Below are 21,926 nucleotides of genomic sequence, written 5' to 3' on the forward strand. Positions count from 1 at the left end.
CGGCTGATGAACTGGTCCCTCGCCTTCGAACCGCTCCTGTCCTGGCCGCTTATGGCGGCCCTCGCCGTGCCGATGGCACTGCTTGCCCTTGCCGCGCTCTATTTTCGCCAGCGCGGCGCGCTGTTGCGCGTCGCCGCCTTTGCCGCCCTGGCGCTCGCGCTCCTCAATCCGGTCCTGCTCGACGAGGAACGCGACCCGCTGCAAAGCGTGGTCGCCGTCGTCGTCGACCGCAGCCAGAGCCAGGATATCGGCGCGCGCCAGGCCACCACCGACCAGGCGGTGGAGGCGTTGAAGGCGCGCCTCGGCCGCTTCAGTCAGTTCGACGTGCGCGTGGTGGAAGCCGGCCGGGCGAGCGAGGCCGACGACCGCACCCAGACCCGGCTGTTTTCGGCGCTGGAAAGCGCGTTCCGCGACGTGCCGCCCTCGCGCATCGGCGGCGCGGTGATGGTCACCGACGGCCAGGTGCACGATGTGCCGGGCGCCTTCGACGGCCTGCCGGGCCCGCTGCATGCGCTGATCACCGGCGACCAGGGCGAGCGCGACCGTCGCGTGCATTTCGTCAACGCGCCGCGTTTCGGCATTGTCGGCAAGCCGCTGACGATGTCCTACCGCGTCATCGGCACCGGCGAGGATGGAACCCCCGTCGACGTCCGGGTGTCGATCAACGGCGAACAGGTTGCGCTGGAGCGCGCCATCTTCGGCTCGGAAATGCCGCTTGAGATCACCGTGCCGGGGGCCGGGCGCAACATCGTGGAACTGTCGGTCGAACGTGCCGACGGCGAGATCACCGACACCAACAATCGTGCGATCGCGATCGTCGACGGCATTCGCGAGAACCTGCGCGTTCTGCTGGTATCGGGCGAACCGCATGCCGGCGAGCGCACCTGGCGCAACCTTTTGAAATCGGACGCGGCGGTGGACCTGGTACACTTCACCATTCTGCGCCCCCCCGAAAAACAGGACGGCACGCCGATCAACGATCTGTCGCTGATCGCCTTTCCCACTCGCGAATTGTTCGTGGAGAAGATCAACGATTTCGACCTGATCATCTTCGACCGCTATCAGCACCGCGACGTGCTGCCGATCCTGTATTACGACTACATCGCGGAATATGTCGAACGCGGCGGCGCGCTCTTGATCGCCGCCGGCCCCGAATATGCGGGCGAGCAGTCGATCTCGCGCACGCCGCTGATGTCGGCCCTGCCGGCCCTGCCGACGGGAACCGTGATCGAGGAGGCGTTTTATCCGCGCCTGACGGAAACCGGCGCCCGCCACCCGGTGACGCGCGGGCTGGAAGGCTCCGGCCAGGAACCGCCAAACTGGAGCCGCTGGTTCCGTCTGGTCGGCATTTCGCGCCCGCTGGGCGACATCGTCATGAAGGGACCGCGCGAGGAACCGTTGCTTTTGCTCAACCGCAATGGCGAGGGCCGGGTCGGCATGTTCCTGTCGGACCAGGGCTGGTTGTGGGCGCGCGGCTTCGAGGGCGGCGGCCCGCATGTCTCGCTCTACCGCCGCATCGCCCACTGGCTGATGAAGGAACCGGAGCTGGAAGAGGAGCGCCTGACGGCGGCCGGGCGTGGCATGACGCTGGAAGTGAACCGGCAGACGATGAGCGAGGAGGCCGGCGCGGCGCGGATCATCACCCCGTCTGGCGCGACGATGGACCTGCCGCTGGTCGCCGGCAAGCCGGGGCTTTTCTCCGGCAGCGCCACGGTCGAGGAAATCGGCCTTTACCAGGTCGCCAATGGCGATCTGACCGCGCTCGCCCATGTCGGCCCGGTCAACGCGCCGGAATTCGCCGAAACCGTATCGACCCCGGACGTGCTGCGGCCGGCGGCCGAGGCGACCGGCGGCGGCGTCCGCCGCCTTGCCGGCCTCGGCGGGCGGCTGGCGATGCCCGGCATCGTTCCCGTGCGCGCCGGCGCCGAAGCGTCCGGACGCGACTGGATTGGCCTGCGCACGACCCGCGACAGCGTGCTCAAATCGGTCAACCGCGTGCCGTTGTTCGCCGGCTTTTTCGGCCTGGCGCTGCTGCTGTTCGCCTTTAGCGCCATGTGGTATCGCGAGGGACGCTGACGCACGAGGGCCAGCCCACGCACGGGATCAGCCCTGGCGCGGATCGCGCCCACACACGCTACGCCAGAACCGCGTGATCGGCGTGAACCATCACGCCTTGCAGCGCATCGAGCGCGCCCTCGGAAATCTCGTGGATCAAAAGCCGGTTCGGATCGACCGGGCGCGGCATGACGATGCGCCGGGCCGGAATGCGCCGGAAGCCGAGCGGGCCGTAATAGGGTTCGTCGCCGACCAGGATCACCGCTGGCGCCCCCGCCGCGCGGGCCGCCTCGATGGCGACGCGCACGAGCGCGCGTCCGATCCCCCTGTCCTTGAAGGCCGGCTTCACGGCCAGCGGACCGAGCAGCAACGCCCGTCCCGAACCGGCCGCCACCCGGGTCAGCCGAACGGTAGCGACCACCTGCCCGTCGTGGACTGCGACAAACGACAAGGCCCGCTCATGCGGACCGCCTTCGCGGATCTTGTAGGCCGCGCGGGCATAACGACCGGGCCCGAAAGCTTCCGCGTTGATGTCTTCGATGGCGTGATCGTGTTCGGCCGTCTCGGCCAGATAGGCAATGTCGAGCATGATAATCCGTATCGCAAAGCGGTGACGACAGCCGCCCGTGGGCGGAAAGCGAACGCGGCTAGCCGCGCGGGCGTGGTCGTCGTCGCTGGATACGGTTCATGGCTGATTTTTGCCCCCTTGGAAAAATCCAGCTAGCACCAATTCGCCCACCCGTCCACGCGAAAATCGGCCCGTTGCGGGCGACGTCGCCGCTGCGGTGACGATCCGTTCAAGCCCGAACGGGCTGTGAAATCTGGAACCGACGCCTAAATTGGTCTCCAACAAGGGAGTTGCGACATGGGTTTGCTCGTCGACGGACAATGGTCCGACAAGGGATACGACACCAAAAAATCGGGCGGACGGTTCGTGCGTTCCCAATCCCGGTTTCGCGACTGGGTGACACGGGACGGCGCGCCGGCCGAAGGCCGCGAACGCGGTTTCAAGGCCGAGGCGGGACGCTATCATCTTTACGTGTCGCTGGCCTGTCCCTGGGCGCACCGCACCTTGATCGTTCGCGCGCTCAAGAAGCTCGACGACGTGATCTCGGTCGCCGTGGTCGACCACTTCATGGGCGAGAACGGCTGGACCTTCCGCAAGCGCGACGGCGCCACCGGCGACCCGCTCTACGACGCGGATTTCCTGCACCAGATCTACACCAGGGCCGATCCTGCCTATTCGGGACGCGTGACCGTGCCGGTGTTGTGGGACCGGAAGGAAGAGACCATCGTCTCGAACGAATCCTCCGAGATCATCCGTATGCTCAACGCCGCCTTCGACGCTTGGGGCGACGCCAGCGTCGATCTCTACCCGGCCCGACTGCGCGCCGAAATCGACCGGTGGAACGAACGCATTTACGAGCCGGTCAACAATGGCGTCTATCGCTGCGGCTTCGCGACCACGCAGAAAGCCTACGAAGAAGCCTTCGCCGAGCTTTTTTCAGCACTCGACGAGATCGAGGCGCATCTGCAGCACCATCGCTACCTGGCCGGCGAGCGCCTGACCGAGGCCGACTGGCGGCTTTTCACCACGCTGGTGCGGTTCGACCCGGTCTATGTGGGGCACTTCAAGTGCAATCTGCGGCGGATCGCCGACTATCCCAACCTGTCGAACTATCTGCGCGAACTCTACCAATTGCCGGGCATTGCCGACACGGTCGATCTCTTCCATATCAAGCAGCATTATTATTCCAGCCACGAGAGCGTGAACCCGACCCGCATCGTGCCGGTCGGCCCTGCGCTCGACTATGACGCCCCGCATGACCGCGCGCGGCTGCGCGCCGCCGCCTGAGCGCGGGCGTGACGGTTACCAGTAAGGGGAAACCGGCGCGCCGCCAAGAATCTCGTCGATGCGCCGGCGCGTGGCCGGAGTCGTTTCTGCCGGCAGGTCTTCGAGGCTGAAAAAACGCGCTTCGACGATCTCGCGGTCCGGCGTCTTCTTCGCTGTCTGGTGAAATCCGGTGACGAGATAAAGCGCGACGTGATCGCGCCGGCTGGCGTTGCGGTTGAAATAGACCGCCTTCAGCGCCGCCGGCGCGGTAAGTTCGACATTGGCCTCCTCGCGCAATTCGCGCGCCAACGCCTCCTCCAGCGTCTCGCCCGGTTCGACGCCGCCGCCGGGAAACTGCCAGCCCGGCACGTAGCTGTGCCGGACCAGGAGCACGGACCGCTGCTGTTTGCCAACCACGACCGCGCGGGTGCCGAGCGTCATCGGCCTGCCGAGCAGAAATGCGACATGCATCAACCGGGCACGCAACCGCGACCAGCCCGACGATGACGCGCCGGCCGCGCTCACGGCCGCACCCAAGCCGACCGGGATACGCACGCAGGCCGTTTCATTCGCCGTCGAACCGCTTTAGGTTCGCTCCCGTAACCGCAGCCTCAGATCGAACCGCATGTTTCGCCTCGCGCATATTTCCGACATCCATCTCGGCCCCCTGCCAGACCTATCCTACCGCGAGCTCGCCTCCAAGCGCATCACCGGCTACGTCAACTGGAAGCGCAATCGCAAGCATCTGCTGAACCCCGGCGTGACCGAGGCACTGATGGCCGGACTTGCCCAGGCCGACCCCGATCATCTCGCGGTGACCGGTGACCTGGTCAACCTGGCGCTCGATGCCGAGATCGAACTGGCCCGCGAATGGCTGACAGCCCTGGGCCGGCCGCACGACGTCTCGGTCGTGCCGGGCAATCACGACGCCTATGTGCCGGGCGCGCTCGCCAAGAGCTGCCGGGCGTGGCGTCCCTGGATTACCGGCGAGAAGACCGGGGTCGGGCTATCGGAATACGGCTTTCCCTATCTGCGGGTGCGCGGCGACGTGGCGCTGATCGGCGTGTCGTCGGCCCGCGCCACCGGCCCGTTCATGGCGCTCGGCCATTTCGGCGCGACCCAGGCCGCGCGCCTCGGCCATCTGCTGCGCCTTGCCGAACAGCGCGGCCTGTTCCGGGTGATCATGATCCATCACCCGCCCGTCCGCGGGGCCACCTCCGCCCATAAGCGGCTGTACGGCATCGGCCTGTTCCAGCGTGTCGTGCGCCGTCACGGCGTCGAACTGGTGCTGCACGGCCATACCCATCTGCCGACGCTCCATCATATTCCCGCGCGCGACGGTCCCGCCCCGGTCGTCGGCGTCACCTCGGCCAGCCAGGGCCTCGGCGGCAAGAAGCCGGCGGCCCAGTTCAACCTGTTCGAAATCGGCGGCCGGCCCGGCGCCTGGACTCTCGACCTGACGCGCAAGGGCGTAACGGGCGCCGCCCTGGCGCTGCGCGAGATCGAACGAACCGCGTTGCTGCGACCGCTTCAGCCGGCGGCGAAATAGGCCGCCACCCGCTCCCAGTAGATCGCCGCGGCGACCGCGAAGGCGACCGCCGCGCCGGCAAGCACGATGACCAGCCCCGACAGGAACGCCCTGAGCCCCTGTCCGGCCCGGCGCGCCCGGCCGGCACGCAGATCTGCCCCGGCCGAAGACGGTGTTGCCGCGGTCCCGACGCCAGGCTCGTCCTGCGCAGTCCGATCGGCGGTTGCGGCCGTCTCCGCGGCGGGCGAACGCAAGGACTCGACCGTGCCGTCGAGCCAGCGCTGGCGCTCGATCATGCGCTCGGCGATATAGCGCGTGACCTGCTCGGCAACCGGTTTGATCTCGCTCGATTCAGCAAGCACGGTACGGCCGAGCCGCGTGTCGCGGATGAGCCGATAGGTACGCCGGTCGCGTCCGAGCGCGACATGGGTGACGGCGTCGATCCACAGCCGCGGCTGGACGCCGGAGGAGATGGCGAAGTCGAACTGGATTTCCTCGACCGGCACGTCGGCAAACACCGGCTCCAGTTCCTGCGCCAGAAGTTCGAGGCGCATGCGCGCCGCCTCGCGCAGTTCCACGACCACGTCCTCGCGATCGGCCGAGGCCGTCCTGACCTCGCGCAGCGCCTGCGCGAGCTTTCCCTGCGACGGTTCCGCCGCGAAATTCTGTCTGTCGTTCATGACCGATACCTGCGCCGATCGTGGAGGTTAACATTTCCTTAACACAGTGTTCGCCCCGGCCACAAAAAGTATCGGCAGGAATGGGCAGCTATGTCGGCCAGAAATACCCCCCGCCCTTTGGTAATCGCCGCCCGGTCAATTATGTGTGGGGCGGAAGATTCGCGCGGGAAGAACGACATGGCGGTTGCGGAACGGTTCGGATTGGCCCTGCGGAGCCGCGCCCGGCGCAAGCCGACAACGTTTCCGGCACTTCTCGACGAGACGTTCGACCGTCATGAGCGCGAAGGCCGGCGGCTGCAATTGCGTGGACGCGTGGCCGCGCTGGTGGCGATCTATGTTCTGGTCGCCGCCGTCGCCCCCTATCCGGAGACCTTCTATTATCAGTCCCTCGTCATCGTCTTCCTGCTGACGGGGTTCATCCCGGCGGTGATCGACCGGCTGGGCTGGCTCAGGAACTGGCACCTCTACCTGTTCGTCACGCTCGATTTCGCGTTGATGACGGTGATGATGCTGTATCCGAATCCGTTTTCGCCCACCGACTATCCGCCGCAACTCGCATTGCGTTTCGAGGCCTTCGGCTATTTTTTCGTGCTGATCGCGGGTCTTGCCTTTTCCGACCAGCCCAGATTGGTGCTGTGGGGCGGCTTCGTCGGCATTGTGAGCTGGGTCGTCGGTCTTTCCTGGCTCGCCTCTCTGCCCGACAGCGTCATCTATTCGCCGTTCGCCCCGGGGTCGTCGTCGCTGGACCAGGCGGAACGGATCGCGCTGATCGCCAATCCCGGTCTGATCAATCTCTCGGTCGAGACCCAGACCATGGTCGTGTTCGGCATCGTCGCGATGATCCTGGCCGGCGGGGTGGCGCGGTCGCGCCGGCTGGTGTGGCGCTACGCGGCGATCGAGCGCCAGCGGCTCAATCTCGCGCGCTATTTCCCCCCGGCGACCGTCGACGAACTGGCGCGCGACGACCTGCCTTTCGCCGAGATCCGCGAGTTGAACGCCGCCGTCCTGTTTGCCGACGTGGTCGGCTTTACCCGCTGGTCGGAGCGCCATACGCCCGTCGAGACGATAAGCCTGCTGCGTGAGGTGCACGGGCTCTTGGAAGAAGCGATATTCCGCCATGGCGGCACGCTCGACAAGTTCATCGGCGACGGCGTGATGGCCACGTTCGGCACGCCCGAGCCGGTGCCGCAGGATTCGCTCAACGCCGTAGCCTGCGTCAACGCGATCCTTGAGGACGTCGCCGGGCTCAACGAGCGCCGCCGCGCCCGGGGCGCCGAACCGGTCCAGATTGCCGTCGGCCTGCATTACGGCCCGGTCGTGGTCGGCAATATCGGCACGGAAAGGCGATTGGAACTCGCCGTCATCGGCGACACGGTCAATGCGGCAAGCCGGCTGGAGGAACTGACCCGTATCGTCGGCCGGGCCGCCGTAATCAGCGACGACGTCGTTGCCGACATCCGCCAGCGCGATTCCCAGGCCGCCGACAGGCTTATGGCGGGTTTCGAGTTTCTCGGTGACAACCAGCTCGAGGGACGGCGCCAGGAACTTGCGGTCTGGGCGAGCCGGGCGCCACTGGCAGCGCATGAGAGCCGCCGTCCCAAGCGGCCGCAGCGCCCCTGAGCCCGGTCGCCGCCGTCAGCGCATGTTCTGGCAAATCAGATGGAGGACGTCGGCCGCGCATTCGTCGACCAGCATGTGGCCGGCGCCGGCGAAGGCGTGCAGCGCCATGCGGGGCGGCAGCCCCTCTGTGTGGGAAAACGGCAGGATCCGGTCCTCGCGCCCCCACAACACCTTGACCGGCATCGCCAGGCCGGCCCGCAAGCTGTAGGGAATGACGCCCTGGCGCTCGCCGCGGAACAACGACGCGGCGATCTCGACCAGCTTGTCCGTCTGACCCGGACGGGCGATCGCTTCGGCGTAGGGCGCCACCAGTTCCCGGACGAGCACGAAGTCGGGCGCGTACATGCCGCGCAGCGCCGCATCGAGCGCCTCGGGCGTATCGGCCGCGGCATAGCGGCGAAGATGCGCGGCATCGATGGTCTCGCCGTAGCCGCCCGGCGCCAGCACCGTCAGCGAGGCGATCCGCTCGGGCGTGCCGGCCGCGATCAGGGTCGCGATCGCGCCGCCCATCGAATGGCCGACGAGATGAAAGCGGCCGATGCCGCGCGCGTCGAGATCGGCAAGCACGGCCCTTGCCGCCACCTTGGGCGGGCCGGCCTCGGCGAAGGTCAGCGACCCGCCATGCCCGGGAAGATCATAGGCGATGGTAAAACGGGACGCGGCGACAGCCGGCTGGATGTCGCGCCACACGAAATGACCGGCGCCGAACCCGTGCAGAAACACCGCCGGCTCGCCGCCGGCGCCGATTTCACGGGCAAAAAGCGTATCCGACATGCGACCTCCTCCCGTCCCGACCTCAAAATCCCGTCATGCGGCAAGACCGGAAATCATCCGCGGCCGGACCGGCCGGCCACGGATATGCATCGATCAGGGCGCCTGCCGCCTAACGCCCCACAATGCGGTTTGCCGCCGACACCACGGCCTCGAGCGAGGCGGCGACGATATTGGTGTTGATGCCGACGCCGAACAGGCGTCCTTGCGGATACTCCACCTCGACATAGCTGATCGCGGCCGCGTTGGAGCCACGCTGCAGGGAATGCTCGGAATAGTCCAGCACCGACAGCTCGACCCCGATATGGCGCGAGAGCGCGTCGACGAAGCCGTCGATCGGCCCGGTCCCCGTGCCCCGGATCTCGATTTCCTCGCCCTTGTCGAGGATCACCGCCTCCACCACCCGCCGGCCCTTGGCGCCGCTGTCGGGATAGGTGTGGTGATCGACATAACCCAGGCGCGCGCCCGGCTGATCGACATAGGCCTCCATGAAGCTGTCGTGAATTCGCTTCGATGGCAGCTCCTTGCCTTCGGCATCGGTGATCTGCTGGACGTGCCGGGAGAACTCGACCTGCAGGTTACGCGGCATGTTGATGCCGTAGTCGGCCTGCAACACATAGGCGATGCCGCCCTTGCCGGACTGCGAGTTGATGCGGATGATCGCCTCATAGGTACGGCCGACATCGGCCGGGTCGATCGGCAGATAGGGCACTTCCCACAACTCTTTGTTGGCCTTCTTGATCGCCTTCATGCCCTTGTTGATGGCGTCCTGGTGTGAGCCGGAAAAGGCGGTGTAGACCAGTTCCCCGACATAGGGATGGCGCTCGGGGATCTTCATCTGGTTCGAATACTCGAACACGTCGCGCATGCGCGTGATGTCGCGGCAGTCGAGCAGCGGATCGACGCCCTGGGTGTACATGTTGAGCGCCAGCGTGACGAGATCGACATTGCCGGTGCGCTCGCCATTGCCGAACAAGGTGCCCTCGACCCGGTCGGCGCCGGCCATCAGCCCGAACTCGGTCGCCGCGATCCCGGTACCGCGGTCGTTGTGGGGATGCAGCGAGACGATGACGCTGTCGCGCCGGTCGATATTGCGGCACATCCATTCGATCTGGTCGGCGTGAATGTTGGGCGTCGACATCTCCACCGTCGCCGGCAGGTTGATGATCAACCGGTCCTGCGGCGTGGGATCGACGATCTCGATCACCGCGTTGCAGATCTCCAGCGCCACCTCCAGCTCGGTGCCGGTAAAACTTTCCGGCGAATACTGGAACCGGAACCCGCCGCCCGCCTTGGCCGCCATGTCGGTGATCATCTTGGCCGCGTCGGTGGCGATCTGCTTGATGCCGGCGACATCCTTCTCGAACACCACCCGGCGCTGCAACTCGCTGGTCGAATTGTAGAAATGCACGATCGGCGTGCGCGCGCCCTCAAGCGCCTCGAAGGTGCGGGCGATCAGCTCCGGCCGGCACTGCACCAGGACCTGCAGATCGACGTCATCGGGCACGCCGCCCTGCTCGATCGCCCAGCGCGCGAAGTCGAAATCGGTCTGCGAGGCGGACGGAAAGCCGATCTCGATTTCCTTGAAACCCATATCGACCAGGAGCTGGAACATGCGCGCCTTACGCTCGTGCCCCATCGGGTCGACCAGCGCCTGGTTGCCGTCGCGCAGGTCGACGGAGCACCAGATCGGCGCCTGTTCGATCCGTTTTTCGGGCCAGGTCCGGTCGTGCAGCCCGACAGCCGGATAAGGCTGGTATTTTCTGGCCGCGTCCGGCATGCCGGCCGGCATGGTCTTGATCGGGGATTGTTCGTTCATCGTCTTGTCTCCGGCGTCTCCACCCTTCGGGCCAGGACCCGAAAGGGAGCGCGATCATCGCTATCATGGTGCTGGTTGTGCGAGGAGCAGCAGGCCCGGTCAGGCATATCGACCGCCGGGCGCTCCTTCAGCGGACCCGGCGATCGCCGATAAGACCGAGCAGAAGAAGGGTCGAGGAAAGCGCACGCGAAACCGCCGGCGCAAAAAACCGGCGCGAGGCTGAACGCATATCTGTGCGTGCGGTCGACATAGATCGTCCTATACCGGCACTGCCGCGCCGTGGCAAGCATCCTTCGCCCGGCGCGGCGATCTGTGCGCCGCACACCGGCAAAGCGCTTGCATTCGGCGCCCAAGAATCCGATTCAAGTCCAATTGATTGGTTGAAAAACGCGCAACATACTCAGTAGTATGTCGCGAAAACGGAGAGGAGACCGCATGGCGTTCGTCCGTGCCAACGGCATTGTTCTGCATTACGAGGACCGGGGCGACCCGGCCAAACCCGCGCTGGTCTTCGCCAATTCGCTCGGCACCGATTTCCGCATCTGGGATGCGGTCGTGGCGCGGCTGGGAGACGGCTTCCGCCATATCCGCTACGACAAGCGCGGCCACGGCCTGTCGGCGGCACCGCCGCCACCCTACCGGCTCGACGACCATGTCGACGATCTCGAGGCGCTGCTTGCCCATTGCGGGGTGGACACCTGCGCCGTTGTCGGCCTGTCGGTCGGCGGCATGATCGCACAGGGCCTGGCGGCCAGACGGCCGGATCTGGTCAAGGCGCTGGTACTGATGGACACCGCCCACAAGATCGGCACCGCCGAGATGTGGAACCAGCGCATCGACGGCGTGACGAAAAACGGCATCGCCTCGCTGGCCGACGCGATCATGGAACGCTGGTTCACCCCGGCCTATCGCAGCCCCGACAATCCCGACTATGCCGGCTATGTCGCCATGCTCACGCGCACCCCGGCGGACGGCTACGCCGGCACCTGCGCCGCACTCCGCGACGCCGACCTGACCGCCGGCACCGCGGCGCTGACGCTGCCCACGCTGTGCGTGGTCGGCGACCAGGACGGCTCGACGCCGCCCGATCTGGTGCGGTCGACGGCGGACCTGATCGCCGGCGCCCGCTTCGAGGTCGTCCAGGATGCGGGACATCTTCCCTGTATCGAACAACCGGACGCGGTCGCAGCGCTGCTTTCCGATTTCCTGAAACAGGCCCGCCTGCCATAATTGCGCGATAGTGGTGCCGCGTGATCGGTGCCGGCCAAGGGAGAGATTTGATGACTGAAGCCGTGACCGTCACCCGAGACGGCGACATTGCGATCGTGACGCTCGACAATCCGCCCGTCAACGCGCTCAGCCTGCATTTGCGCAAGCCGTTGCACGAGGCGCTCGAGGCCCTGCGCGACGACGATGGCGTACGCGGCCTGGTGCTGGCCTGCGCCGGCCGCACCTTCGTCTCCGGCGCCGACATCACGGAATTCGGCACCCCGAAGGCGCTGGAGCGCCCCAACCTTCCCGACCTGATCGCCGCGCTGGAATTGTTTGCCAAGCCGACCGTGGCCGCCATTCACGGCACCGCGCTCGGCGGCGGGCTTGAGCTGGCGATGGGCTGTCACTTCCGCGTCGCGGATGCCGGCGCCAGATTCGGCCTGCCCGAGGTCAAGCTCGGCCTCCTGCCCGGCGCCGGCGGCACGCAGCGGCTGCCGAGGCTGATCGGCCCCATGCAGGCGCTGACCTTGATCGTATCGGGCAATCCGATCGGCTCCGGCGATGCGCTTGCCGCCGGGCTGGTCGAGGCGGTCCATGACGACGCATTGCTGGCCAACGCCGTCGCCTTCGCCCGCGCCAAGGCCGATGAAGGCGCGGCCCTGGTGCCAGTGAGCCGGCGCGAGGACAAGCTGGCGGAAGCCAAGAACGATCTCGACGGCTTCGACGCCGCGGTTGCCGCCCTCTTGAAGAAGAAACGCGGGCTCGACGCGCCGGCACGCTGCGCGCAATCGGTCCGCAATGGCCTGGTCATGCCGTTTGAGGAAGCGCTCGCCACCGAACGGAATTATTTCGTCGAGCTCGTTCAGGGCGAGCAGTCGCGCGCCCAGCGCCATTTGTTCTTCGCCGAACGCGAGGCGGCCAAGGTCGACGGCGTCGGCAAGGATGTCGCCCCGCGCGCCGTCAAGCGCGTCGGCGTGATCGGCGCGGGCACGATGGGCGGCGGCATCGCCATGTCCTTCCTCAATGGCAGCGTCCCCGTCACCATTTTGGAGGTAAACCGGGAGGCGCTCGACCGCGGCATCGCCACAATCGGCAAGAACTACGACATTTCGGTCAAGCGCGGTTCGCTGACGGAGGAGGCCCGCGCCAAGCGTCTCGATTGTCTGACCGGTACCACCGACTATGCCGATCTCGCCGAATGCGATCTGATCATCGAGGCCGTTTTCGAGGAGATGGCGATCAAGAAGGAGGTGTTCGCCAAGATCGAGGCCGTCGCGCGGCCGGGTACGGTGCTCGCCTCCAACACGTCCTATCTCGACATCGACGAGATCGCCGCCTCCACCGGCCGCCCGCAGGACGTGGTCGGGCTGCATTTCTTCTCGCCGGCCAACATCATGCGGCTGCTGGAAATCGTGCGCGGCGCCAAGACGGCGCCCGCCGTGCTCGCCACCGCACTGTCGCTTGCGCGCCGGATCGGCAAGGTGCCGGTCGTGGTCGGCGTCTGTCACGGCTTCGTCGGCAACCGCATGCTCGCCGCCCGTTCGGCTGAACTCGAGGACCTGCTGCTGGAAGGCGCCACCCCGCAGCAGGTCGACAAGGTTTTCACCGATTTCGGCTGGCCGATGGGACCGTTCGCGATGGGCGACCTCGCCGGCCTCGATATCGGCTGGCGCAACCGCAAGGCGCTCGGCAAGACCGCCGCGATCGCCGACGCGCTGTGCGAGCAAGGCCGCTTCGGCCAGAAGACCGGCAAAGGGTTTTACATCTACGAGGCCGGCGCGCGCACGCCCACGCCCGACCCCGAGGTCGAGGCCCTGATCGCGGAAAAGGCGGCCGAGCGCGGCATCGAGCGCCGGGAAATTCCGGCCGATGAAATCACCGAACGCACGCTCTACCCGCTGATCAACGAGGGCGCGAAGATCCTGCAGGAAGGCATCGCCGCCCGGGCCTCCGACATCGACATCGTCTGGGTCAACGGCTACGGCTTTCCGATCGGCAAAGGTGGGCCGATGTATTGGGCCGAGAGCGAGGGACTAGCCAAAATCGTCGAGCGCCTGGAATTCTGGCACGCGCGCACCGGCAAGGAGGTGTTCGAGCCTGCCGCCCTGCTGAAGGAGGCGGCGGCATCCGGCACCAGCCTGGCTGCGCTCCGCAAGGGCAAGGCCGCCTGACCATGGACCTCGCCTCCGCTCCCTGGAAGGCGAACTATCCGCCGGGCCTGGCGCCCGACACGGCGCTCGAGGGCTGGCCGGTCCACAGCATTGTCGACCGGGCCGCCCAGCGCTGGCCCGACAAGGAAGCGGTGCGTTTTCGCGCGGCGCGGCTAAGCTTCGCGACGCTCAGCCGCGAGACCGACCGGGCGGCGCGCGCGTTTCTGGCAGCCGGCGCCGGCCCGGGCACAAGGGTAGCGCTGCTCCTGCCCAACACGATCTACCATCCGCTCGCCTTTTTCGGCGCGCTCAAGGCCGGCGCCACCGTGGTGCACCTCAGCCCCCTCGACAGCCGGCGCGTTCTTTGCCACAAGCTCGCCGACTCGGGCGCACGGCTGCTGGTGACCACCAATATCGGCGAGCTGGCGTTGCGCGCGGCCGAACTCGCCGCGGACGGACTGATCGATCTCCTGGTGGTCGGCCAGGATGCGAAATTCGGCCCCTCCCCGCTTACGGGACCGCTGCCGGACACCAATGATTTCAAGACGTTCGACGAGTTTCTGGACTCAGGCCGACAACAGGCTGACTCAAGCCCTCAAGGCGTTGAATCACTGCCTGAAGTCGAGCTCGCCGATCTGGCGCTGGTGCAATATACCGGCGGCACGACGGGCATGCCCAAGGGCGCACTGCTGACGCACGAAAATCTGTCGACGGCGGTCGAGAGTTACGATCTGTGGTTCGACGGCTGGGGCCTGATGCGCCCGGCGCAGGAGCGGGTGCTGCTGTTCCTGCCGCTGTTTCACATCTATGCGCTGACCGCGGTGATGCTGCGCTGCGTGAAGAACGGCCACACGCTGCTCGTTCACACCCGCTTCGACCCGCTGACCGCGCTCGACGAGATCGAGGCCGGCGCGACCAGCTTTCCCGGCGTGCCAACCATGTGGATCGCGATCTGCGCCACCCCCGGCTTCGAAAGACGCGACTTCTCCTCGCTGCATTACTGCGCCTCCGGCGGCGCGCCGCTGCCCGTCGAAGTCGCCCGCCGGCTGAAAGACGCGACCGGGCACGACCTGCTCGGCGGCTGGGGCATGACCGAGACCGCGCCGGCCGGCACCAACATCCCCCTCGACCGGCCCGACAAGGTCGGCACGATCGGCGTGCCGCTGCCGGGCATCTGGATCGACGTGGTCGCGCTCGACGCGCCCGATCGCGTTCTGCCGCGGGGCGAGACCGGCGAGTTGCGCGTTTTCGGGCCGAACGTGACCGCAGGCTACCTCAACCGCCCCGAAGAGACGGCGGCCGCCTTCGCCCGCGGCGGCTTCCTGACCGGCGATATCGGTTTCATGGACGCGGAAGGTTTTTTCACCATTGTCGACCGCAAGAAGGACATGATCCTGTCCGGCGGCTACAATGTCTATCCGCAATTGATCGAGCAGATGATCTATGAGCACCCGGGCGTCGAGGAGGTGCTGGTGATCGGCGTCGCCGACGCCTATCGCGGCGAGGCCGCCAAGGCCTTCGTCAAGCTGCGGCCCGGCGCGCCCGCGCTGGTGCTGGAGGACTTGCGCGCCTTCCTCAAGACCCGGCTCGGTCCGCACGAAATGCCAAGCGCGCTCGAACTGCGCGACGCGCTGCCGCGCACCCCGGTCGGCAAGCTGTCGAAACTGGAACTCAAGCAGGAAGAGGCGGCGCGGCGCAAGGCCGCCCGCGCCTCGTAGGAACAGGTCCAAGGAGAATTGCCATGGCCGAAGCCGTCATCGTTTCCACCGCACGCACGCCGATCGGCAAGGCCTATCGCGGCGCGCTCAACGACACGCCCGGCGCCACGCTCGGCGGCCACGCCATCGAATACGCGCTCAAGCGCTCCGGACTGGAGGGCGGCGAGATCGAGGACGTGGTCATGGGCTGCGCCATGCAGGAGGGCGCGACCGGCCTTAACGTCGCCCGGCGGGCGTTGTTGGCGGCGGGCCTGCCGGTCACGGTCGCCGGCACCACGATCGACCGGCAATGCTCCTCCGGCCTGCAGTCGATGGCGCTTCTGGCCAACGCCATCCGCAATGACGGCGTGAAGGCCGGGATCGCCGGCGGGCTGGAATCTATCAGCCTGGTGCAGAACGACCACCGCAATACGTTCCGGCTGATGGACGATAAGCTGATGGCGATCAAGCCGGAGGTCTACCTGCCGATGATCGACACCGCCGAGATCGTCGCCAAACGCTACGACATCTCGCGCGAGCGCCAGGACGCATACGGCCTGCAATCGCAACAACGCGTCGCGGCGGCGCGCGAGGCCGGCCGCTTCGACGCCGAGATCGCGCCGATTGCCGTACGTATGGCCGTCGTCGACAAGCAGACCAAGGAGGTCTCGCACCAAGAGGTCACGCTGGAGCATGACGAGGGGCCGCGCCCCGACACCTCCGCCGAGGGGCTGGCCGGGCTGAAACCGGTGCGCGAGAATGGCGTCATCACCGCCGGCAACGCCAGCCAGCTCTCCGACGGCGCGGCGGCCTGCGTGTTGATGGAGGCCAAGCAAGCCGAGCGGCGCGGCCTTGCCCCGCTCGGGATATTCCGCGGCTTCGCCGTTGCCGGCTGCGAGCCCGACGAAATGGGCATCGGCCCGGTCTTCGCCGTGCCCCGCCTGCTCGAACGGCACGGGCTCAAGGTCGACGACATCGGCCTGTGGGAACTGAACGAGGCGTTCGCCGTGCAGGTGATCTATTGCCGCGACAAGCTCGGCATCGATCCTGAAAAGCTCAATGTCGACGGCGGCGCGATCGCGGTCGGCCACCCCTACGGCATGTCGGGCACCCGCCTCGCCGGCCACGCCCTGATCGAGGGCAAGCGCCGCGGCGTCAAATACGCCGTCGTCACCATGTGCATCGGCGGCGGCATGGGCGCGGCGGGATTGCTGGAAATCAACTGAACACGGCCCGCGCCGGTTCGCCCGCCAGCAGCCTGCCCGGCATCGGGCAAGACGGCGGCCAGGCGGGCGGGGCGGGATCAACGACCAGGAGCTTCACATGGACCTTCGCTACACTGACGAGGAACTCGCCTTTCGCGAGGAGGTACGCGCCTTCTTCCGCGACACGCTGCCCGCCGACATCCACGAGAAGATGATCGACGCCGAACATGTCGGCAAGGACGACTTCGTGCGCTGGACCCGCATTCTCAACGAAAAGGGCTGGGCGGTGCCGCACTGGCCGGTCGAGCATGGCGGCACCGGCTGGGGACCGATGAAGCAATATATCTATCTGGAAGAGTCGCAGAAATATCCGGCGCCGCAACCGCTTGCCTTCGGCGTCAACATGGTTGGCCCGGTGATCTACACGTTCGGCAACGACGATCAGAAGGCCCGCTTCCTGCCACGCATCGCCAATCTCGACGACTGGTGGTGCCAGGGCTTTTCCGAACCGGGCTCCGGCTCCGATCTCGCCTCGCTGAAGACCCGCGCCGTGCGCGAGGGCGATCATTACATCGTCAACGGCCAGAAGACCTGGACGACGCTGGCCCAATATGCCGACTGGATTTTCTGTCTGGTGCGAACCGATCCGGCGGCGAAGAAGCAGCAGGGCATTTCCTTCCTGCTGATCGACATGACATCGCCGGGCGTCGAGGTCCGCCCCATCGTCACCATCGACGGCGGCCGCGAGATCAACGAGGTGTTTTTGACCGACGTCAAGGTGCCGGTCGAGAATCTGGTCGGCGAGGAAAACAAGGGCTGGGACTACGCGAAATTCCTGCTCGGCAACGAGCGCACCAACATCGCGCGCATCGGCGTCTCCAAGCAGCGCGTGGCGCGCATTCGCGAGCTGGCGGCCAAGGAAATGTCGTCGGGACGGCCGCTGATCGAGGACGAACGCTTCCGCGAGAAGCTCGCCTCGATCGAGATCGACCTGAAGGCGCTGGAGATGACGCAGCTGCGCGTGGTCGCCGCCGACGCCAAACGCGGCAGCACCGGCCGCCCCGACCCCGCCTCCTCGATCCTGAAGATCAAGGGATCGGAAATCCAGCAGGCGACCACCCATCTGCTGATGGAAGTCATGGGACCCTACGCCGCGCCCTACCTGCCCGAGGGCGACGATCGCTGGAACGAACCCTCCAATGTGCCGGACTACGCGCACTTCGCCGCGCCGTCCTATTTCAACAACCGCAAGGTGTCGATCTATGGCGGCTCGAACGAGATCCAGAAAAACATCATCGCCAAGGCGGTGCTTGGGCTTTGAATGCGGACCGGGTCGCGCCACGGGTACGCGCGGCCGCAATATCCTTCATCCGCCGCGTCGGCCCAGGCGGCCGGCATTCCACGATGGCGCCAAACTGACAGGGATCAGGACAGACGATGGATTTTGACCTTTCCGAGGAACAATCGATCCTGAAGGATTCGCTCGACCGGCTTCTGGCCGACAAATACGGGTTCGAGGAGCGCAACCGCATCCTGAAATCGGACGCGGGCTGGAGCGCTGCCATGTGGGGCCACTATGCCGAGATGGGGCTGATGGCGCTGCCGTTTGCGGAGGAAGACGGCGGCATCGGTGGTGGGGCCGTCGAAACGATGATCGTGATGGAATCGCTTGGCCGGGTGCTGGCGCTGGAACCCTATTTCGCCACCGTGATCCTGGGCGGCGGCTTCCTGCGGCTCGGCGGCTCGGCCGAGCAGCGCGCCGAATGGGTGCCGCAGATCGCAGAGGGAGCGCTCAAGCTCGCCTTCGCCCATACCGAGCGCGATGCGCGTTTCGACCTCAACCATGTCGAGACGACGGCCCGCAAGGACGGCGGTTCATACGTGCTGTCGGGCGCAAAGAGCGTCGTGCTGCACGGCGACTGCGCCGATCGCCTCGTGGTCTCCGCCCGCACGGCCGGCGGCGCGCGCGAGGAAGGCGGTGTCGGCGTCTTCCTGATCGACGCCAACGCCGATGGGGTCTCGCGGCGCGGCTATGCCACCCAGGACGGTCTGCGAGCGGCCGAAATCACCCTCGACGGCGTGAAGGTCCCGGCCAACGCCGTTCTGGGCGACCCCGAAAACGGCCTGCCGCTGGTGCGCCATGTCGTCGACCAGGCGATCGCCGCGCTGTGCGGGGAAGCGGTCGGCGTCATGGCGGCCATGCATGCGCTGACCGTCGACTACATGAAGGTCAGAAAACAGTTCGGCGTGCCGATCGGCTCTTTCCAGGCGCTGCAGCACAAAGCCGTCGACATGTTCGTGGCATTGGAGCAGGCGCGCTCGATCACCATGTTCGCCACGATGATGGCGGACGAAACCGACGCCGCCGAGCGCGCCCGCGCCATGCACGCGGCCAAGGCCGAGATCGGGCGCGGCGGGCGGTCGACCGGCGAAAACGCCATCCAGATTCACGGCGGCGTCGGCATGACGATGGAATATGCGGTCGGGCACTACTTCAAGCGCATGACCATGATCGACGTCGCCTTCGGCAATGCCGATCATCATCTGCGCGCGCTCGCGCGGGCCGGCGGGCTTTTTGCCGATACGGCCGCAGAAGCCGCCATCGCATAGAATAGAACCGGCAACGCGCTTCCGCGACGACCGGTCGCGGCGCGCCCCCGTCGATCGGGGGGCTTCGCACTGCCCGGATCACACGGCAGCCGCAATTTCGTCGCGGGTCTCAGTCTCCTGCGCCGGGTCGCAATAGAGGCGGTAAAGTGTTGCCAGCACCTCGGAGACCTGCGGCGAGGCGACCCGATAATAGACCTCCCGCCCGGCGCGACGCGTGGCCACGAGGCGCTGCAGGCGCAGCTTGGCGAGCTGCTGGGACAGCGCCGACTGGCTCATGCCGACCGCTTCGGCGAGCGGATGAACCGCCATTTCGCCATTGAGCAGGTTGCACAAGATCATCAGCCTGTTCTTATTGGCGAGCGCCGAAAGAAGCTCCGCCGCGCTTTCGGCGGAACGATCGAGCAGATCGATATCCATGCGCATATTTTTTTCCTTGAACATATGAATACATAGTCATATATAGCGAGCGAACGGCAATCGCAACCCCAACCCAATCCGGTAGCGTTCTCATGACAGAATTCACACCTTACCTATCCCTTTTCGGCGGCGTCCTGATCGGACTGGCCGCCATCGCACTGATGGCCGTGCACGGCCGCGTGGCCGGCATGACCGGCATCCTGAGCGGCGTCATCCCTCCCGCGACACCCGACTGGGCCTGGCGGGCGGCCTTTCTTGCCGGCGCGGTCGCGGCACCGCTCGTGTTCATCGCGGCGGGTGGCAGCGTTGCCTTTTCTGTGCCCGTGTCGACGGCAGCGCTCATCGTCGGCGGCTTGATCGTCGGCATCGGCGCCACCTACGGCGCCGGCTGCACCAGCGGCCACGGCGTATGTGGGATGGCGCGGCTGTCGCCGCGCTCGATCGTCGCCACCATCGTTTTCATGATCGCGGCCTTCGCGACCGTGTATGTTGTCCGTCATGTGATCGGAGCCTGAAAATGAAAATCTTTTCCGCATTCCTGATCGGCGGCCTGTTCGGCATCGGCATTGCCCTCTCGGGCATGGCAAACCCGTCCAAGGTTCTGAATTTCTTCGATATCGCCGGCACTTGGGACCCCAGCCTGATCTTCGTGATGGGCGGGGCACTGATCACCACCGCGATCGGCTATCGCCTGGTCTTCGGCGCCCGTGAACGCCCGCTCTTCAGCGCCCAGTACTCCCTGCCGACCGCCCGCGACATCGACATGCCGCTTGTCGGCGGCTCGGCCCTGTTCGGCATCGGCTGGGGCATTGCCGGCTTTTGCCCGGGCGGCGCGGTTCCCGCGCTCGGCCTCGGCCATCCGCAAACCCCGATCTTCCTTGCCGCGATGATCGCCGGCATTGTCGTGGCGCGATGGGTCAAGACCCGCATGGCCAAGCCCGCAATCGCCTGAACACATATTTCGACGAAGGAGAGCACCTATGACCTCCCCCTTGCCCTTTACGCCCGACCTGTCGGTCAAGCCGGACGTCACGGCCTTTTTCGACGAGGCCACCAACACCGTTACCTACGTGGTCAAGGACCCGCAGTCCAAGGCCTGTGCCGTGGTCGATTCGGTGATGGATATCGATTACGCGGCCGGCCGCATCACCTATGATCACGCCGATCAGATCATCGAGCATATCCGCAAGAACGATCTGAAGCTGGAATGGATCATCGAGACCCACGTCCATGCCGATCATTTGTCGGCCGCGCCCTATATCCAGGAAAAGCTCGGCGGCAAGCTGGGCATCGGCGACAGGATCACCATCGTGCAGGACACGTTCGGCAAGGTCTTCAACGAAGGCACCGAATTCCAGCGCGACGGCTCGCAGTTCGACCGGCTGTTCAAGGACGGCGACAGCTACACGATCGGCTCCATGACCGCCTACGCCATGCATACGCCCGGCCATACGCCGGCCTGCATGACGCACGTGATCGGCGACGCCGCCTTCGTCGGCGACACGCTGTTCATGCCCGATGGCGGCTCGGCCCGCGCGGACTTTCCCGGCGGCGACGCCCGCGAGCTCTATCGCTCGATCAAGCGGGTGCTGGCCCTGCCCGACGAAACCCGGCTGTTCATCTGCCACGATTACGGCCCGAACGGCCGCGACATCAAATGGGAAACGACGGTCGCGGAGGAGCGCAAGCACAATATCCATGTGCGTGACGGCATCTCGGAGGACGAGTTCGTCGCCATGCGCGAAGCGCGCGACGCCACGCTCGACATGCCGAAGCTGATCATTCCATCGCTGCAGGTCAATATGCGCGCCGGACACTTGCCTCCTGAGGAGGATGACGGCAAAACCTATCTGAAAGTGCCGGTGAACGGGCTTTGAAGCACCCCGGCAGCCAGTTTCATCACGCAGTACCGCAAGAGGTTCAAGACATGGAAATCCGCCAGATCGACCAGGATTTCGCCGTCGCCGGCCAGATCGGCGCCGAGCACGTTCAGGCCATCGCCGACGCGGGCTTCAGAAGCGTGGTCTGCAACCGGCCCGACAGCGAGGAAGGCGCGGTGCCGCACGACCAAATCGAGGCGGCGGTCCGCGCGGCGGGACTGGAGTTCCGCTTCATCCCCGTCGTGTCCGGCGCGGTGACGCAGGACGACGTGTCGGACATGGCGGCGGCCCTCGCCGCACTGCCCAAGCCTGTGCTTGCCTATTGCCGCACCGGCGGACGCTGCACGAACCTTTACGGCCTGGTGCAGCAGACGGCCGGCTGAGGCAGCGGGGCGGCCCGGGCCGCCCGTTCCCTCGACCCTGAAACCCGACAAGACCACGCGCCGGC

The 21,926-nt window shown here is 66.4% G+C and carries 20 protein-coding genes; 14 read left to right on the top strand and 6 right to left on the bottom strand.

The features are described 5' to 3' along the window. Positions 1-6: 6 nt before the first annotated feature. On the top strand, positions 7-2,076 hold the full coding sequence (locus tag ACT2B0_RS13250) for a hypothetical protein (protein ID WP_473465625.1): 2,070 nt from the start codon (positions 7-9) through the stop codon (positions 2,074-2,076). A gap of 58 nt (positions 2,077-2,134) precedes the next feature. Here the strand turns inward: ACT2B0_RS13250 and ACT2B0_RS13255 are convergent, their stop codons facing one another. Beyond that, on the bottom strand, positions 2,135-2,650 hold the full coding sequence (locus tag ACT2B0_RS13255) for a GNAT family N-acetyltransferase (protein WP_473465982.1): 516 nt from the start codon (positions 2,648-2,650) through the stop codon (positions 2,135-2,137). Between the two features lie 270 nt (positions 2,651-2,920). Here ACT2B0_RS13255 and ACT2B0_RS13260 point away from each other — a divergent pair, with 270 nt between their 5' ends. Beyond that, complete coding sequence (locus ACT2B0_RS13260; RefSeq protein WP_473465627.1) at positions 2,921-3,910, top strand: glutathione S-transferase family protein; 990 nt, start codon at positions 2,921-2,923, stop codon at positions 3,908-3,910. A gap of 15 nt (positions 3,911-3,925) precedes the next feature. On the opposite strand, the gene ACT2B0_RS13265 is transcribed toward ACT2B0_RS13260, so the two are convergent. Next, the gene (locus ACT2B0_RS13265) at positions 3,926-4,360 is read right to left on the bottom strand and encodes an NUDIX domain-containing protein (RefSeq protein ID WP_473465985.1); all 435 of its coding nucleotides are present in this window, start codon (positions 4,358-4,360) and stop codon (positions 3,926-3,928) included. 154 nt (positions 4,361-4,514) lie between these two features. On the opposite strand from ACT2B0_RS13265, the gene ACT2B0_RS13270 reads away from it, so the two are divergent. Then, positions 4,515-5,438: a metallophosphoesterase family protein gene (locus ACT2B0_RS13270; RefSeq protein ID WP_473465630.1), complete on the top strand. Its 924-nt coding sequence runs from the start codon at positions 4,515-4,517 to the stop codon at positions 5,436-5,438. Here ACT2B0_RS13270 and ACT2B0_RS13275 read toward each other — a convergent pair. Next, positions 5,420-6,097: a hypothetical protein gene (locus ACT2B0_RS13275; protein ID WP_473465633.1), complete on the bottom strand. Its 678-nt coding sequence runs from the start codon at positions 6,095-6,097 to the stop codon at positions 5,420-5,422. The genes ACT2B0_RS13270 and ACT2B0_RS13275 overlap by 19 nt on opposite strands. A 177-nt stretch (positions 6,098-6,274) precedes the next feature. Here ACT2B0_RS13275 and ACT2B0_RS13280 point away from each other — a divergent pair, with 177 nt between their 5' ends. Further along, complete coding sequence (locus ACT2B0_RS13280; RefSeq protein WP_473465635.1) at positions 6,275-7,717, top strand: adenylate/guanylate cyclase domain-containing protein; 1,443 nt, start codon at positions 6,275-6,277, stop codon at positions 7,715-7,717. A 15-nt stretch (positions 7,718-7,732) separates the two neighbouring features. Here ACT2B0_RS13280 and ACT2B0_RS13285 read toward each other — a convergent pair whose 3' ends face one another. Together ACT2B0_RS13285 and leuA are read right to left on the bottom strand one after the other, a co-directional pair. After that, positions 7,733-8,491, bottom strand: a complete 759-nt coding sequence (locus ACT2B0_RS13285; protein ID WP_473465638.1) for an alpha/beta fold hydrolase — start codon at positions 8,489-8,491, stop codon at positions 7,733-7,735. 109 nt (positions 8,492-8,600) lie between these two features. Then, the gene (leuA, locus tag ACT2B0_RS13290) at positions 8,601-10,268 is read right to left on the bottom strand and encodes a 2-isopropylmalate synthase (RefSeq protein ID WP_473465988.1); all 1,668 of its coding nucleotides are present in this window, start codon (positions 10,266-10,268) and stop codon (positions 8,601-8,603) included. Positions 10,269-10,742: 474 nt separating this feature from the next. Here leuA and pcaD point away from each other — a divergent pair, with 474 nt between their 5' ends. The 6 genes from pcaD (at position 10,743) to ACT2B0_RS13320 (ending at position 19,181) form a co-directional block, all read left to right on the top strand. Next, a complete protein-coding gene (pcaD, locus tag ACT2B0_RS13295) occupies positions 10,743-11,537 on the top strand; it encodes a 3-oxoadipate enol-lactonase (protein ID WP_473465641.1) in 795 nt (264 codons plus the stop codon). A 50-nt stretch (positions 11,538-11,587) separates the two neighbouring features. Continuing rightward, positions 11,588-13,690: a 3-hydroxyacyl-CoA dehydrogenase NAD-binding domain-containing protein gene (locus ACT2B0_RS13300; RefSeq protein ID WP_473465643.1), complete on the top strand. Its 2,103-nt coding sequence runs from the start codon at positions 11,588-11,590 to the stop codon at positions 13,688-13,690. 2 nt (positions 13,691-13,692) lie between these two features. Further along, complete coding sequence (locus tag ACT2B0_RS13305) at positions 13,693-15,387, top strand: AMP-binding protein (protein WP_473465645.1); 1,695 nt, start codon at positions 13,693-13,695, stop codon at positions 15,385-15,387. A 23-nt stretch (positions 15,388-15,410) separates the two neighbouring features. After that, positions 15,411-16,592 carry an acetyl-CoA C-acyltransferase gene (locus ACT2B0_RS13310; RefSeq protein ID WP_473465648.1) on the top strand — a complete coding sequence of 394 codons (1,182 nt, stop codon included), beginning with the start codon at positions 15,411-15,413 and terminating at the stop codon, positions 16,590-16,592. Between the two features lie 97 nt (positions 16,593-16,689). Next, the gene (gene pimC / locus ACT2B0_RS13315; protein ID WP_473465650.1) at positions 16,690-17,892 is read left to right on the top strand and encodes a pimeloyl-CoA dehydrogenase large subunit; all 1,203 of its coding nucleotides are present in this window, start codon (positions 16,690-16,692) and stop codon (positions 17,890-17,892) included. Between the two features lie 116 nt (positions 17,893-18,008). After that, positions 18,009-19,181, top strand: a complete 1,173-nt coding sequence (locus ACT2B0_RS13320) for an acyl-CoA dehydrogenase family protein (RefSeq protein ID WP_473465651.1) — start codon at positions 18,009-18,011, stop codon at positions 19,179-19,181. A gap of 78 nt (positions 19,182-19,259) precedes the next feature. On the opposite strand, the gene ACT2B0_RS13325 is transcribed toward ACT2B0_RS13320, so the two are convergent. Then, complete coding sequence (locus tag ACT2B0_RS13325; RefSeq protein WP_433963051.1) at positions 19,260-19,598, bottom strand: ArsR/SmtB family transcription factor; 339 nt, start codon at positions 19,596-19,598, stop codon at positions 19,260-19,262. 92 nt (positions 19,599-19,690) lie between these two features. On the opposite strand from ACT2B0_RS13325, the gene ACT2B0_RS13330 reads away from it, so the two are divergent. The 4 genes from ACT2B0_RS13330 to ACT2B0_RS13345 are packed head-to-tail and all read left to right on the top strand — an operon-like array spanning position 19,691 to position 21,861. Continuing rightward, the gene (locus ACT2B0_RS13330) at positions 19,691-20,113 is read left to right on the top strand and encodes a YeeE/YedE family protein (RefSeq protein ID WP_473465654.1); all 423 of its coding nucleotides are present in this window, start codon (positions 19,691-19,693) and stop codon (positions 20,111-20,113) included. 2 nt (positions 20,114-20,115) lie between these two features. Continuing rightward, entirely contained in the window at positions 20,116-20,550 is a 435-nt protein-coding gene (locus tag ACT2B0_RS13335) for a DUF6691 family protein (protein WP_473465656.1), read from the top strand. Positions 20,551-20,578: 28 nt separating this feature from the next. After that, on the top strand, positions 20,579-21,475 hold the full coding sequence (locus ACT2B0_RS13340) for an MBL fold metallo-hydrolase (RefSeq protein WP_473465659.1): 897 nt from the start codon (positions 20,579-20,581) through the stop codon (positions 21,473-21,475). A gap of 50 nt (positions 21,476-21,525) precedes the next feature. Continuing rightward, positions 21,526-21,861 (top strand): protein tyrosine phosphatase family protein, encoded by a 336-nt coding sequence (locus ACT2B0_RS13345; protein WP_473465661.1) that lies wholly within the window; start codon positions 21,526-21,528, stop codon positions 21,859-21,861. Positions 21,862-21,926: the final 65 nt, after the last annotated feature.

Source organism: Nitratireductor sp. J20-h4, assembly GCF_056780505.1.

What these genes read in the sequence shown, in the direction of transcription:
- ACT2B0_RS13250 (WP_473465625.1), top strand. Translation starts at nt 7, where the DNA reads ATGAACTGGTCCCTCGCCTTCGAACCGCTCCTGTCCTGGCCGCTTATG.
- ACT2B0_RS13275 (WP_473465633.1), bottom strand. Translation starts at nt 6,097, where the DNA reads ATGAACGACAGACAGAATTTCGCGGCGGAACCGTCGCAGGGAAAGCTC.
- ACT2B0_RS13280 (WP_473465635.1), top strand. Translation starts at nt 6,275, where the DNA reads ATGGCGGTTGCGGAACGGTTCGGATTGGCCCTGCGGAGCCGCGCCCGG.
- ACT2B0_RS13345 (WP_473465661.1), top strand. Translation starts at nt 21,526, where the DNA reads ATGGAAATCCGCCAGATCGACCAGGATTTCGCCGTCGCCGGCCAGATC.
- ACT2B0_RS13300 (WP_473465643.1), top strand. Translation starts at nt 11,588, where the DNA reads ATGACTGAAGCCGTGACCGTCACCCGAGACGGCGACATTGCGATCGTG.
- ACT2B0_RS13340 (WP_473465659.1), top strand. Translation starts at nt 20,579, where the DNA reads ATGACCTCCCCCTTGCCCTTTACGCCCGACCTGTCGGTCAAGCCGGAC.
- ACT2B0_RS13285 (WP_473465638.1), bottom strand. Translation starts at nt 8,491, where the DNA reads ATGTCGGATACGCTTTTTGCCCGTGAAATCGGCGCCGGCGGCGAGCCG.
- leuA (WP_473465988.1), bottom strand. Translation starts at nt 10,268, where the DNA reads ATGCCGGACGCGGCCAGAAAATACCAGCCTTATCCGGCTGTCGGGCTG.
- ACT2B0_RS13310 (WP_473465648.1), top strand. Translation starts at nt 15,411, where the DNA reads ATGGCCGAAGCCGTCATCGTTTCCACCGCACGCACGCCGATCGGCAAG.
- ACT2B0_RS13320 (WP_473465651.1), top strand. Translation starts at nt 18,009, where the DNA reads ATGGATTTTGACCTTTCCGAGGAACAATCGATCCTGAAGGATTCGCTC.
- ACT2B0_RS13330 (WP_473465654.1), top strand. Translation starts at nt 19,691, where the DNA reads ATGACAGAATTCACACCTTACCTATCCCTTTTCGGCGGCGTCCTGATC.
- ACT2B0_RS13305 (WP_473465645.1), top strand. Translation starts at nt 13,693, where the DNA reads ATGGACCTCGCCTCCGCTCCCTGGAAGGCGAACTATCCGCCGGGCCTG.
- ACT2B0_RS13265 (WP_473465985.1), bottom strand. Translation starts at nt 4,360, where the DNA reads ATGCATGTCGCATTTCTGCTCGGCAGGCCGATGACGCTCGGCACCCGC.
- ACT2B0_RS13325 (WP_433963051.1), bottom strand. Translation starts at nt 19,598, where the DNA reads ATGGATATCGATCTGCTCGATCGTTCCGCCGAAAGCGCGGCGGAGCTT.
- pimC (WP_473465650.1), top strand. Translation starts at nt 16,690, where the DNA reads ATGGACCTTCGCTACACTGACGAGGAACTCGCCTTTCGCGAGGAGGTA.
- ACT2B0_RS13270 (WP_473465630.1), top strand. Translation starts at nt 4,515, where the DNA reads ATGTTTCGCCTCGCGCATATTTCCGACATCCATCTCGGCCCCCTGCCA.
- ACT2B0_RS13335 (WP_473465656.1), top strand. Translation starts at nt 20,116, where the DNA reads ATGAAAATCTTTTCCGCATTCCTGATCGGCGGCCTGTTCGGCATCGGC.
- ACT2B0_RS13260 (WP_473465627.1), top strand. Translation starts at nt 2,921, where the DNA reads ATGGGTTTGCTCGTCGACGGACAATGGTCCGACAAGGGATACGACACC.
- pcaD (WP_473465641.1), top strand. Translation starts at nt 10,743, where the DNA reads ATGGCGTTCGTCCGTGCCAACGGCATTGTTCTGCATTACGAGGACCGG.